The organism is Lentzea xerophila, from assembly GCF_051094245.1.
Taxonomy (GTDB): domain Bacteria; phylum Actinomycetota; class Actinomycetes; order Mycobacteriales; family Pseudonocardiaceae; genus Lentzea; species Lentzea xerophila.
This window is the reverse complement of record NZ_CP194934.1, coordinates 4,558,855-4,571,301: the sequence shown is the minus strand read 5'-3', so window position 1 is coordinate 4,571,301 and position 12,447 is coordinate 4,558,855. Positions and strand designations below refer to the sequence as shown.

11 protein-coding genes are annotated in these 12,447 nt (G+C 69.6%); 5 read left to right on the top strand and 6 right to left on the bottom strand.

Features of this window, described 5'->3' with window-relative positions; translation table 11 throughout:
• Window positions 1–9 precede the first annotated feature (9 nt).
• Window positions 10–954 (top strand): ketopantoate reductase family protein, encoded by a 945-nt coding sequence (locus ACRSBM_RS21810; RefSeq protein ID WP_434445479.1) that lies wholly within the window; start codon window positions 10–12, stop codon window positions 952–954.
• 97 nt (window positions 955–1,051) lie between these two features.
• On the opposite strand, the gene ACRSBM_RS21805 is transcribed toward ACRSBM_RS21810, so the two are convergent.
• Complete coding sequence (locus tag ACRSBM_RS21805) at window positions 1,052–1,801, bottom strand: SDR family NAD(P)-dependent oxidoreductase (RefSeq protein WP_434445478.1); 750 nt, start codon at window positions 1,799–1,801, stop codon at window positions 1,052–1,054.
• A 92-nt stretch (window positions 1,802–1,893) separates the two neighbouring features.
• Here ACRSBM_RS21805 and ACRSBM_RS21800 point away from each other — a divergent pair, with 92 nt between their 5' ends.
• Window positions 1,894–2,493, top strand: a complete 600-nt coding sequence (locus ACRSBM_RS21800) for a TetR/AcrR family transcriptional regulator (RefSeq protein ID WP_434445477.1) — start codon at window positions 1,894–1,896, stop codon at window positions 2,491–2,493.
• 6 nt (window positions 2,494–2,499) lie between these two features.
• Here ACRSBM_RS21800 and ACRSBM_RS21795 read toward each other — a convergent pair whose 3' ends face one another.
• Window positions 2,500–3,378: an aldo/keto reductase family oxidoreductase gene (locus ACRSBM_RS21795; protein WP_434453170.1), complete on the bottom strand. Its 879-nt coding sequence runs from the start codon at window positions 3,376–3,378 to the stop codon at window positions 2,500–2,502.
• Window positions 3,379–3,588: 210 nt separating this feature from the next.
• Here ACRSBM_RS21795 and ACRSBM_RS21790 point away from each other — a divergent pair, with 210 nt between their 5' ends.
• Entirely contained in the window at window positions 3,589–4,443 is an 855-nt protein-coding gene (locus tag ACRSBM_RS21790) for a LysR family transcriptional regulator (protein WP_434445476.1), read from the top strand.
• Window positions 4,444–4,497: 54 nt separating this feature from the next.
• Here the strand turns inward: ACRSBM_RS21790 and ACRSBM_RS21785 are convergent, their stop codons facing one another.
• The gene (locus ACRSBM_RS21785) at window positions 4,498–5,151 is read right to left on the bottom strand and encodes a hypothetical protein (RefSeq protein WP_434445475.1); all 654 of its coding nucleotides are present in this window, start codon (window positions 5,149–5,151) and stop codon (window positions 4,498–4,500) included.
• Window positions 5,148–6,371, bottom strand: a complete 1,224-nt coding sequence (locus ACRSBM_RS21780) for a 2-isopropylmalate synthase (RefSeq protein ID WP_434445474.1) — start codon at window positions 6,369–6,371, stop codon at window positions 5,148–5,150. Before ACRSBM_RS21780 ends, ACRSBM_RS21785 begins: the two co-directional genes overlap by 4 nt.
• 987 nt (window positions 6,372–7,358) lie before the next feature.
• Here ACRSBM_RS21780 and ACRSBM_RS21775 point away from each other — a divergent pair.
• Together ACRSBM_RS21775 and ACRSBM_RS21770 are read left to right on the top strand one after the other, a co-directional pair.
• Complete coding sequence (locus ACRSBM_RS21775; protein WP_434445473.1) at window positions 7,359–10,247, top strand: helix-turn-helix transcriptional regulator; 2,889 nt, start codon at window positions 7,359–7,361, stop codon at window positions 10,245–10,247.
• A 230-nt stretch (window positions 10,248–10,477) separates the two neighbouring features.
• Window positions 10,478–10,873, top strand: coding sequence for a MerR family transcriptional regulator (locus tag ACRSBM_RS21770; RefSeq protein ID WP_434445472.1), 396 nt, complete (start codon window positions 10,478–10,480; stop codon window positions 10,871–10,873).
• A gap of 6 nt (window positions 10,874–10,879) precedes the next feature.
• On the opposite strand, the gene ACRSBM_RS21765 is transcribed toward ACRSBM_RS21770, so the two are convergent.
• Together ACRSBM_RS21765 and ACRSBM_RS21760 are read right to left on the bottom strand one after the other, a co-directional pair.
• Window positions 10,880–11,797 (bottom strand): NADP-dependent oxidoreductase, encoded by a 918-nt coding sequence (locus tag ACRSBM_RS21765; protein ID WP_434445471.1) that lies wholly within the window; start codon window positions 11,795–11,797, stop codon window positions 10,880–10,882.
• A 91-nt stretch (window positions 11,798–11,888) separates the two neighbouring features.
• Entirely contained in the window at window positions 11,889–12,326 is a 438-nt protein-coding gene (locus tag ACRSBM_RS21760; protein WP_434445470.1) for an Lrp/AsnC family transcriptional regulator, read from the bottom strand.
• Window positions 12,327–12,447 lie beyond the last annotated feature (121 nt).

The following is a 12,447-nucleotide window of genomic DNA, read 5'->3' as shown; positions in this document are numbered from 1 at the left end:
GAGGAACCGATGAAAGTACTGATGTTCGGGCGCGGCACGATCGCGGCGCTCTACGGATGGGCGTTCGAGAAGGCCGGGCACCGGGTGGAGTTCTACGTCCGGCCGGGCAGGGCGGCCCAGCACGCTCCCGAGATCGACCTGCGGATCCGGGACGGGCGGACCGGGCGCGGTGCCGCGGTCGAGCAGCGGTGGCCGATCACCATGCGCGAGGACCTCGACGCCGGGCACGACTACGACCTGATCGTCCTGAGCGTCAACCACGACCAGCTGGACGACGCCGTCGAGTTCCTGAGCACCCGCGTCGGCAAGGCCACCTTGCTGATGTTCGGCAACGTGTGGGCCGATCCCGCGGCGGTGGTCTCCGCCCTGCCCGCCGACCAGGTCGTCTGGGGATTTCCCGGTGGTGGCGGAGGGTTCACCGGGTCGACCCTCACCGGCGGCGTCGTGAAGACGGTCTTCCTGGGGTTCTGCGACAGCTCGAACCGCGGCGCGCGGTACCAGGCGGTGCGCCGGCTCTTCGCGGGCGCGGGTTTCTCGGTGTCGCAGGTCCGTGACTTCCGCAGCTGGCTCTGGTTCCACTTCATCATGGACGCCGGGCTCATGACGCAGGCGCTGGCGGCCGGTGGGCAGGCAGGCCTCGTGCGGTCACGAGCCGCCCTCGCGGAGTCCGTTCTGCTGATCCGGGAGATGATCCCGCTGTTGAAGGCCAAGGGCGGAACTCCGCGACTGGGCGCGGCTCTGGTGTCGCGTGTTCCGGTCGGACTGTTGAGCTTCGTCCTGCAGAAGTTCCTCAGTGGGAAGAACATGTTCAGCTTCCTGATGGAGGAGCTGGACCGCACGGGCCACATGACCCGTGAGTCGGCCGGTGTCTACCCCAGGGACGTGCTGGCCGACGCCCGGCGGCTCGGGGTCCGGCTTCCCCGGCTGGAGAGGCTGGAGCCGGTGTTCGTGTAGCACCGGTCGCTGCCAGGAGGCCACCGGCCGCGCCTGCACGGCACCGGGCGGCCTCGGGTGCGGGACGTCGCATCCGAGGCCGCCCGGCAGGCGAGGGTCAGATCTGGTTCTCACCGCCGTCGACATACACGTTGGCGCCGAGCATGAAGCTGCTGTCCGAGGAGGCCAGGAACGCCACCGCGGCAGCGACCTCGTCGACGTGTCCCATCCGCTGGATGGCGATCCGCGCCGCCTCGTTCGCCTTGAAGGCCACCGAGTTCTCCTCGCCGACGAGCTCGGTGATCCCGGAGGTGTCGGTCGGTCCCGGCGAGACGGCGTTCACGCGGATGCCGCGGTCCTTGAGCTCGTTCGCCCAGACCCGCGTGAACGTCCGCAGGGCCGCCTTGGACGCCGCGTAGGCACCGAACCCCGCGGTACCCCGGTCGGCGGCGGTCGAGGCGTTGATGATCACCGAGGCGCCCTCGTTCAGCAGCGGAAGTGCTTTCTGCACCGTGAACATGGTGCCCTTGACGTTGACGTCGAAGACCTGGTCGAGGTCCTGCTCGGTGATCGTCGCGATGGTCGCGAACGAGGCGGTGGCCGCGTTGGCGAACAGCACGTCCAGCCCCTTGCCGTGCGCGGAAACCCTTTCGTAGAGCCGATCCAGGTCGTCCGGGTTCGTGATGTCGGCCGGGACCGCCGTCACGTTCGCGCCGATGACCTCGACCGCCTCGTCCAGCTCGGTCTTGCGACGGCCGGTGATGAACACGTGCGCGCCCTCCGCCACCAGCCGCGCGGCGGTCGCCCTGCCGATGCCCCGCGTGCCGCCTCCGGTGACGAGAGCGGTCTTGCCTTCCAGCCTGCGCATTCCTGACCTCCACGACAGTTCCGCACCGATCGGTGCTGAAGTCGACCGTAGCACTTCTGCATCGATCGGTGCGGAATGGGTAGGATGTGGTGGTGGAGAGGGCGCAGATGGGTCGGCCGCGGGCCTTCGACGCCGACGAGGCGCTCGAGAAGGCGATGCTGGTCTTCTGGGAACAGGGCTACGAGGGTGCGAGCCTCGCCGACCTGACCGAGCGGATGGGCATCTCCCGCAAGAGCATGTACGCGGCCTTCGGCAACAAGGAGGAGCTCTTCCGCAAGGCGTTGCGGCGCTACGAGGAGGGCGCGATCACCTACGTCGCCGAAGCTCTGCGGGCGGGCACCGCTCGCGAGGTGGCGGCGACGTTCCTCAACGGCGCGGTCCGGTCCAACACCCGCCCCGAATGCCCGGCCGGCTGCCTCGGCGTCCAGGGCGCGCTGGCCGCCGGCGAGACCGGACGGATCGCGCGCGACATCCTGGCCGAGTGGCGCGCCGGGGGCCACGTGCGCCTGCGCGACCGGTTCCAGCGGGCCGTCGAGGACGGTGACCTGCCCGCCGACGTCGATCCGGACCTGATCGCCCGGTACGTCATGACGATCGCGAACGGCATAGCCGTGCAGGCGGCGGGTGGCGCGGCGCGCGAGGACCTCCAGCGGGTGGCCGACGCCGCGCTGCGGAACTGGCCGCCTGCCTGAACCCGGTCAGCTGCCGATCTCGTCCAGCTCGGCGAGGTCCTCGGCGGAGAGCGCGAGGCCTGCACCGGCGACGTTCTCCCGCAGGTGCGCCACCGACGAGGTGCCGGGGATGAGCAGGATGTTGGGAGACCGCCGCAGCAGCCACGCCAGTGCCACCGACATCGGCGTCGCGTGCAGCCGGGTGGCCACAGTGGACAGTGCCGAGGACTGCAGCGGGGTGAAGCCGCCGAGCGGGAAGAACGGCACGTAGGCGATTCCCGCGCCGGCGAGGTCGTCGATCAGCTCGTCGTCCTGGCGGTGGGCGAGGTTGTACATGTTCTGCACGCACACGATCGGCGCGATCGTCCGCGCCTCGGCGACCTGGCCGGGCGTCGCGTTGCTGACCCCGAGATGCCGGATCAGGCCCTGCCGCTGGAGTTCGGCCAGGGTCTCGAAGGGCTCGGCGAGCGAGCCGGGCTGGGTGCCCATGGCGTCGCCGAGCCGGAGGTTGACGAGGTCGAGCGCGTCGAGGCCGAGGTCTTCGAGGTTCTCGTGAACCGCGCGGCGCAGCTCGTCGGGCCGCCGAGCCGGGGGCCAGCCGCCCTGCTCGTCGCGGACCGCGCCGACCTTGGTCACGAGGTGCAGCGAGGCGGGGTAGGGGTGCAGCGCTTCGCGGATCAACTGGTTCGTGACACGTGGTCCGTAGGCGCCGGCGGTGTCGATGTGGGTGATCCCGAGTGCGACGGCCTCGCGCAGGACGGCGAGCGCACCGTCGTGGTCGGCCGGCGGACCCATGACCCCCGGACCGGCGAGCTGCATGGCGCCGTAACCGAAGCGGGTGACGGTCAGGTCGCCGAGGGTCCAGGTGCCGCCGGGAAGTGTCGCCGAGGGAGCGTTGACGTTCATGCCGTCGATGTTGGCTCGCCGCTGGGCGGTGCGGCCAATACCGGTGTGGTGCGCTGTCATACCCGGCCGGTATCAACGGCTCCATGAGGTGCTTGGGTTGCAACAGCACGCTGTCGGCGCGGTCATCGCCCCAGACCCCTGAACGACTCGATGATCGCGGCCGGCACCGGCGTGAGGACCCGGCCGGTGGCACCGGCGTAGGTTGGGGTCGTGGACACCTTGGAGACCCGCGAGCTGCGGTACTTCATCGCCGTCGCGGAGGAACTGCACTTCGGCCGCGCCGCCGAACGCCTCGGCATGGCCCAGCCGCCGCTGTCCCGGGCGATCCAGCAGCTCGAACGGCGCCTCGGCGTCCCCCTGCTGGAACGGGACCGCCGCGGCGTCGCACTGACCGGTGCCGGGGAGATGCTGCTGCACGAGGGCCGAGCGGCCCTCGACGCGGCCACCGCCGCCGTGCGCCGCGTCCGTCGCGCCGGTGATGCCGGCAGTCCGCGCAACCGCCTGGTGCTGGCGGTGAAGGCGGGTGCGTCCCACGAGCTGCTGCACAAGCTCCTCGACGCCTACGCGGCCGAACCCGACGCCGCAGAGGTCGAGGTGCTGCCCAGCGGCACGTGCGAACAGGGCCAGATGCTGCGCGACGGCCGCGCCGACGTGGCCCTGATGCACGCGCCGTTCAACTCGCTCGCCGGGTTCGACAGCGAGGAACTGGTGACGGAAGGGCAGATCGCGATCCTGCCGGCCGCCCACCCTCTCGCCGCGCGGAAGTCCTTGTCCCTGGCGGAGATCAGCGATGTCCCCGGACTTCCGCTCGCCCGCTGGGCCCGCCACGGCACGTACCCGCCCGGCCCCGGCCCCGAGATCAACGACCAGACCCAGCTGGCCCAGCTGATCGCTCTCGGACGCACCATGGCGGTCTACCCCGACTCGGCCCGCGCCTGGCTGTGGGCGGAGCACGCCGCCGTGCCCCTGAGCGACGCGCCGCCCGTTGTCACCCACATCGCGTGGCCCGCGCACAGTCGTTCGCTGGCGCTCGCGAGCCTGATCCGCACGGCCACAAGGCTTTGAGCCGGGTGTGCCCGTCAGACCGTGGGGTCGCGTCACCGCGCTGCATCGTCCAGCTCAAGCTTCGACGTAACGGGCGCGCAGGTGTTCGAGGTAGGCGGAGCCATCGGGGTACGGATGGTCCTGAGCGCCGTGGCGGTGCAGGTCGAGACTTCCGTCGGGGTACAGGCGCAGCGTGGTGGTGGCCCTGCGCACCGGCTCCTCGCCGTCCCGGTCCGAGAGGTCCGGGAGGTCCAGCACAGGGGTGCCGGCGGGGAACATCGCCAGGGCCTCGACGGCCGTGGCCGCGGGCTGGTGGCCGGTGCGGTTCGCGCTGCTCACGTACAGCACCGGGAACGAGTCCAGCACCGGCCGCACCGGGTTCCAGCTGGCGCCGAACAGCAAGGTCCAGCCGTCCCTGGTGGCAGGTGCCAACCAGCCGGGAAGGTCTGGCAACGCCGGCACGAGCAGGGTCACGCGTTCGTCCAGCAGCAGCCGGTGGGCCAACGCGACCGCCGTCTGGTCAAGCCTGGTCACCGAGGTGACCGCGGTCATGGTGCCGGGACTGTGCGCCCACACCGCCACCGCCTGGCCGACGGGGCGACCCTTGGCGGCGTTGACGGCGGCGGGGGTGGTGGCGGTGACGACGTGCGTCAACGGGGAGGGGTTGGGCAGCACCACCGCCTCGCCCCTCCCCGCGGCGTCCCGTGCGCCGTCGATGTCGACGATCACCGCTGTCCCGCTCCAGCCCGCATTCCGTCGAGGTAGTGGGCGAACGCCTGATCGTCCACCACCGCGTGGCCCTGCTGGTAGGCACGGGACTTGACCCACGCCATCGCCGTACGTGCCCCGGCCGCATCCAGGTCGTGGCCCATCCGGGCGGCCACGGCGGTGACGACGCGGGCGCTCGCCAGGTGGGTGAGCACGATGCTCGGCTCGATGCCGAGCATCCGCGGGTCGAAGGGCTGGAACAGCTCCGGGTACACGAACGGGGTGCCGGTGGAGATCGTGCCGACTCCAGTACCGACCACGGGCGTGGTCACGCCCAGCGGTACGCCGGTCTCCTCGGCCACGGCCTGCGCCAGTGCGGGCAACCGGGTCAGGTCCGGGGGCGTGCACCACGGGTCGGCGTCCTCGCCGAGCAGCGTCTTCACGCGGTCGGCTCGGTAGCCCAGCAGGAACAGCACCTGTTCGGTGGCCACGAGACCGGACCGCTCCGCGATGCTCAACCAGGACGACGAGACGACGCGCACACCGGTGCGCAGTGCTTCCAGCGTGTTGGCGAGTCCCAGGCCGAGGTCGTTGTGGGCGTGCGAGGCGAGTACAACGCCATCGGAGCGCGCGGCTGCGAACATGTCCGCGGCATCGGCGGGTAGCTGGTCGCCGACGGTGTCCGCCAGGAAGACCACACCCGCGCCCGCGGCGGTCAGTTCACGGGAGGCGTCCGCGAGCAGGCCGTGATCGGCGCGGGACGCGTCGGCCAGGCACACGTCCACCGCGACCCCGGCGCCCAGCGAGTCGGTCACGAGCGCGGCACCGGCACGGACGGCCTCAGCAGCGGTCCGGTGCGTCATGATCTGCGACATTGCCTCGGACGCCGGAACGACGAGCATCACCCGCGCATGCGCCACGCCCTGTACCGAAGCCACCGCCTGCCGCACGTCAGCGGCCGTGCCGCGGCACACCGCGGCGGGGCTCACCGTGCCCTCGGCCTCCACCGCGACCCGGCGCACCGCCTCGAACTCCTCCCTGCACACCGCCGGGAAACCCGCGGCGAAGACGACGTGCCGGGGTCCGTCGTCGCCGAAGATCGCTCCCTGCTCGCGCGCCAGCCGCACCCGGAACTCCGGGCTCATCAGCGTCTTGCCCTGCGCCCCGTCCCGCGCCGACTCCTCCCAGAGCACGACCCGACCGGCCAACGCCGATTCCCGCACCACATCAGACTCAGTCATCACTACCCACCGTTGCCAATCCACGTATGTCGACTCTGAGGTCCGGAAGTCACCACGCCGCCTCCGGTCGGCTTGCCGGCCACGCTGCCCTGCGTGGCGACGCGGCCCCGCGCCGTTCGCGCGGCGAATTCGGTTCCGTCGCAGGAACTTCGTCGCCGAGCATGAACCGGGACAGTCGCCGGCGCACTGGGGAAAACCACAGCGGCAGACGGCAGACCGTCTCTTCTCGGCCACCGAAGCGATCAGCGACCCGAAGGGTCTCCCGCCCGTTGAGATCGAAATTCCCATCGTTCCTGGCGGAAGTACTGTGATCACATCGATGCGCGAGACCAGGAGGCGGCATAGCACCAACCAGTGGGGTTGGATCAGCAATGTGCCGATCGTCAGGCACGGGACCTTGACTGTGCATGGCGTCACATGAGAGACCCGTGAGCCATCCACGCCGGTATGACGTCCATTACATTAGTCGCCACGAATCGGGATTAACTGCGGAAATCCGCAGCGGTCAACTTCGCAGTGGAAGCGTTCGCGGCATGGCACGTGTTCCCTGCTGTGGAAGAGAAGCCTCCGGCTGGAGCCCTCAATAGACAGTGGGAGCCCGCCCGCACCGAACTGGAACAGCCCTCATCCACCCGACGGGACCAGTCAACCGCTGGTGTTGCAAGACTCCACATCGATGGTTCACCAACGCTTGCCTTGTTGGGGTCAAAACGTCATCCAAATTCCGCGTCGACTGGAAATGAACACACGAACATGTGAGAAACGTCAACTCCTACTTCGATGCAACGTTGTCGAGGCTGGTTGGTGCAGGTCTGCACCGGTGCGAGCAACGAACCTCCGCGTGCCACGTCCGGTCTGGTGCAGACGGTTCGCCGACACGACTGGACGGGTACCCGTCCAGTGGAATAGAAAGGGCTGCCCGAACCCGCCGAAATTGATCCGAGAAACTACCCGAACGGACTAGTCCACAACTACGGAGCGCTCAAAATGAACGCCGACGCCAGTCAACGCCGGAATCCCGACAACCGGACCGGCCTAGTCGGCCGCGACACCGAGTTGGAACGGATCACGGAGGCTCTCGGATCAGCCAAGGCCGCGACACCCTCCGCGCTCCTGGTCGAGGGAGCCACCGGCATCGGCAAGACGACGCTCCTGGAAGCCGCGTGCTCGATGGCGGCCGAACGAGGCTTCGTGGTCTGCCGCGCCACGGCGTCGCCGATGGAACGGGAGATGCCCTTCGCGGTCGTCCAGCAGCTCTTCGAACACCAGGAGCTGTTATCCGGCCAGGACGACGAAGTCGCGTCGCACGGGCACAACGTGATCGCCGGCCACTTCGCCCGTGAAGCGGACGACATCGACGAAATCCATGTGCACCAGGCAATCCGCGGCGTGTACCGCGTCGCGGCGGACCTCGCCCAGCGCACGCCTCTCTGCCTGGTCATCGATGACCTGCAGTGGGCGGACGTGCCGTCCCTGCGCTGGCTGAACTACCTTGTCCACCGTGTCGTCAGGCTGCCGATCACCATCCTGATGGGCCGCACGTCCGGAATACGGCCGACCGATCCACTGCTGATCGCCGAACTCGAGATCTACTCGGAGCGCCTGAAGCTCGGTGTCCTCACGACGCGGGACGTCGCGCGCCTCACCGAGCAGGTTCTGGGAGAGATCCCCGGGGAGAAGTTCACGGACGCCCTTCTCGACGCCGCCAACGGCTGTCCCATGGTGACAAGCCAGATCCTGTCGTTGATGCGGGAACGGTCGGTGCCGCCGGACGAGGCGGCCGCGGACCACCTGATCAGACCTGATCCCGAAGAGCTCGGCCGGTCCGTGCTCGCGCGGCTCAACCGCCAGTCGCGCGAACTCGTCGAGATCGCCAAGGCGTTGGCGATCGTCGCGCCGCCCGACCTGCAACTCCTGGCCGCGGTCACCGGCATGACCAGCGGCGCGGCCGCCGAGGAGGTGCGGCAGCTCGAGGGAATGGGTCTGCTCGCACCAGAAGGAAAGCTCACGTTCGCACACTCGGTGATCACGAGCGGGATCGAGAGCGCGGTCAGCTACGGAGAACGCGAGGAGTTACACGCCAAGGCCGCGCGGTACCTGCACCACACGCGGGCGCCCTCGCCCCTGACCGCACGCCACGTGCTGCGGACGTCCCTGCGGCTGGGCTCGTGGGCGGTGGAGATGCTGCGGACCGCCGCGGACACCCTGATCACCGAGGGCGATCCCCAGTCCGGCGCGAAGCTCCTCGCGAGGGCTCTGCAGGAGGACCTTTCCGCCGCGCAACGGCGAGATCTGGTGCTGCGGCTCGGTCTCGCCGAGACCTACTTCGACCCCCGGATGGCGGCCGTGCACATCGAGGAGGGCATGAGCGAGCTCGACGACCCGGAGAAGACGGTCGCGGTCGTGTGCAGGCTCGCCCAGGTCCTGTACCTCGACGGTGCGTACGAGAAGGCGACGGAGATGCTGCGCCGGACCATCGACGAGATCGGGCCGAGGATTCCGGCCGCCATCGACATGTTGCACCTGCTGAAGCGGGTCACGGTGCCGTCCCGCGATCCCACGGCCGATCAGGTGGATCTTCGCCGGTTCGACGAGCAGGAGTGGCGCCGTGGCGACGCGCGTGGTCGCAAGCTGGCGGCGTTGATGGCCGAGGACGCCAGCAACAGGGGCGTCGACCTGGCGTTGTGCCGAAAGGCGGCGCTCGCGGCGATGTCGGACGGCGCGGCCGCCCTGCTGCAGCATCCGCAGCGACTGCTCGGGGTGTTCAACTCCCTCATCCGCGCGGACGAGGCCGAGCTCGTCATGCGCTACTGCAACGAGATCCTGCTCGAGGCGCACCGGGAGGGGCTGTCGTTGATCGAGGTGCTCGGTCACACCGTCCGGTCCCGGGCGCATTACCATTGCGGGGCCTTCACCGAGGCCGTCGCGGACGCCAGGCTCGCGTTGTCCGCGGCACGGAAGGCGAAACTGCCGCAGGACCACTTCGGGACCGTCTACGCCCTCGACTCCCAAGTGCGTGCTCAGCTGATGCTCGGCGACATCGACGCGGCGGAGGCGGCTCTGCCGCCGGGCAGGGCCAAGACGCTGCCGCACACCTGGCACCACACCGTGCTTCTGCATGCCAGGGGCGCGTTACGGATGGAGCTCGGCGACACCGACGGGGCACTCGCCGACCAGCTCGAATGTGGTGAGCGGTTCGAGTCCTGGGGACTGTCCAATCCGGCCGTACGTCCCTGGCGCTCCTACGCGGCGCTGGCCAAGCTCCGGCTCGGCCAGCGTCAGCCGGCACTCGACCTGGCGCTGCGGGAGCTGAAGCTGGCACGCGAGTGGGGCGCGCCGTCCGCCATCGCCCGCGCGTTACTGACCGTGGGCGTCGTGACAGGCGGTGCCGCCGCTGCTCCGTGGCTGACCGAGGCGGATTCGCTGTTGAGGAAGTCGCCCGCCCGGATGCTGCACGCCCAGGTGCTGCTGGAACTCGCCATGACGCTGTGGGAGAAGGGACAACGCGACACCGCCCGGCGCCACCTCGTCGAGGCGAAGATGCTCGGCGAGCAGTGTGGCGTCGTCGTGGAACCCGGAGAGCGGCTCGAGGGCTTGGCGGCCGGTTCCACCCGGCACGTGCGGATCCCGCGACCCGCCGAGCCGACGAAGGTCGTACCGCCCGGTCGCCGCAACAACGCGCTTTCCCTGACACCGCACGAGTATCGCGTGGCCAGCCTGGTACTCGAAGGGAACTCGAACGACGAGATCGCGCACAAGTTGAGCGTGTCCCGGCGCACGATCGAGTTCCACCTCACCAGCATCTACCGCAAGCTCGGCGTGCGCCGTCGAACTCAGTTGTCCTCCGCTCTCGCCGGTTTCGTCTCACGAAGATGACGTCGGCCGCAGGAGCGGCCCGCTCGTCCTGCCGCACCGTGGTTCCCTCGGAGCCAGTGGCGTGGCCCGGAACGTGGGCTGGGTAATTCACGCTCAGCAGGGCGCCTCGCGGCACCGCCCCCACGCCCCCGTACAACCAGTACGACGACGTAGGGGCGGCACCACGATGCACCCGTCTGACCGCGAATTCGCCCGGCAACGTCACGAGCCACACCACTAGGCTGGTTCTCGTGACCACGACTGCTCCCGCCGCGACCATGAAGATCGGTGCACTGGCCCGGCTGACCGGGGTCAGCGCCCGCTCGCTGCGGTACTACGAGCAACAGGGTCTGATGCACAGCACGCGGTCCGTCGGCGGTCAGCGGCACTACGCGGCGACGGAGGTCGCGCGGGTCGAGATGATCCGGCGGCTGTTCGACGCGGGGCTGCACAGCAAGGTGATCGCCCGCCTGCTGCCCTGTGTGGACAGTGACGACGGGGAAGTCGCCGAAGACGCCTTCACCACGATGGCCGCGGAACGCGACCGGCTGACCGCCGACATCACCCGGCTCGTCGAGGCCAGGGCCGCCCTGGACCAGCTGATCGAGGGCAACACCCGGCACCGGCAGCGGATCGGCACCGGCTGACCGCGGTCAGAGGCTCAGGTCGATGACGAGTTTGCCCGTGGCGTGCCGGGACTCGACGAGTGCCAGTGCCTCGTGCGCCCGCGCGAGCGGGTAGGTCCGCGTGATGTGCGGGTCGAGCCGCCCGGTCGTCATCAGGTCGGCGACGCGTTCGAGGCTCGCCCGGTCGAGGCGGCGGTGGACGAACACACCGCCGAGCTCGGTCACCGACTGGTCGCCGACGGAGACGAGCCTCGTCCCCAGCGTGGCGACCTCGCGCAGGGACTCGCCGCCGACGGTGTCGACCACGGCGTCGAAGCCGTCCGGGGCGTGCGCGCGGAGCCGGTCCGCGACGCCGCCGCCGGTGTAGTCCACAAAGGACGCGCCGACGGCCGTCACCAGGTCCCGCTTGGCCGTGCCGGCCGTACCGGCCACGGTCAGACCGCGGTCGCGCGCGATCTGGGCGAGCGCGATGCCGACGCCGCCACCGATCCCGTTCACCAGCAACGAGGCCCACGCGGGCAGGTCGAGCTGGTCGAGCACGTCCAGCGCGGTGGTGCCGGCGACGGGGATGGTCGCGGCCCACGTGTTCGGTAGCGCGTCGGGGATTCGAGCCGTGGACTCGCCGAGCAGCAGCGTCGTTTCCGCGTACGTGCCCGCACCGGTCAGCGCGAATCCGGTGACGCGGTCGCCGACGGCCAGACCGGTCACGTCCTCGCCGACCGCGAGCACCTTCCCGGCCGCCTCCATCCCCAGCACCTGCGGGAAGGGCAGCTCACCGTTCAACGCGGGAACGTGCCCGGACCGCAGCAGGTGGTCGAGCGGGTTGACCCCGGCGGCCGCGACGCGGACCAGGACCTCGGACGGACCGGGCGACGGGTCGGCCCGCTCGAAGAACTCCTGGACCTCGGCCGAGCCGAAACTCTTGTACCCCAACACTTTGCTCATCGCGTACAGCTCCTGGAACGTCGAGAAGAAGACGACGCGAAGCTATTCGATGACACCAGTGTCAACTTCCACCCGATGTGACGCGGGCAACTCAGTTCCCGGAGTCCTCGAAGATCAGGAACGTCTTGGTCGACAGCACTCCGGGGATCGTCTGCAGCTGTTCCAGGACGACGCGGCGCAACGCGTTGTTCCCCTCCGCCCTGACGAGCAGCATCACGTCGAACTCGCCGCCCATCAGCGCCATGTGCCGCACCTCGGGAATGACGCGGAGCTGTGCCTGCAGGTCGCGCCAGGTGTTCTGCCGCACCGTCATCGCCACGTAGGCCGACGTGGTCAGCCCGACCTTGACCGGGTCCACCCGCGCGGTGAAACCGGTGATCACCTTGTCCGCCACCAGACGGTCGAACCGGGCGTAGGCGTTCGCGCGCGAGATCGTCACGCGTTCGGCCAGCGCACGCCCGGACAACCGCCCGTCCGCCTCCAGTTCGCGCAGGATCCGGCGGTCGATCTCGTCCAGCTCCGTGTTCACGTGTCTCACTCCCGAGGTCAGAAGAGCGGCGGCATGAGCCAACCGGACCAGCTGAATCGAAACTGCAAACCAATCGTCTCGCCATGTGGCGCGGTCGTAGCCGATCGGCCACCAATCTAGG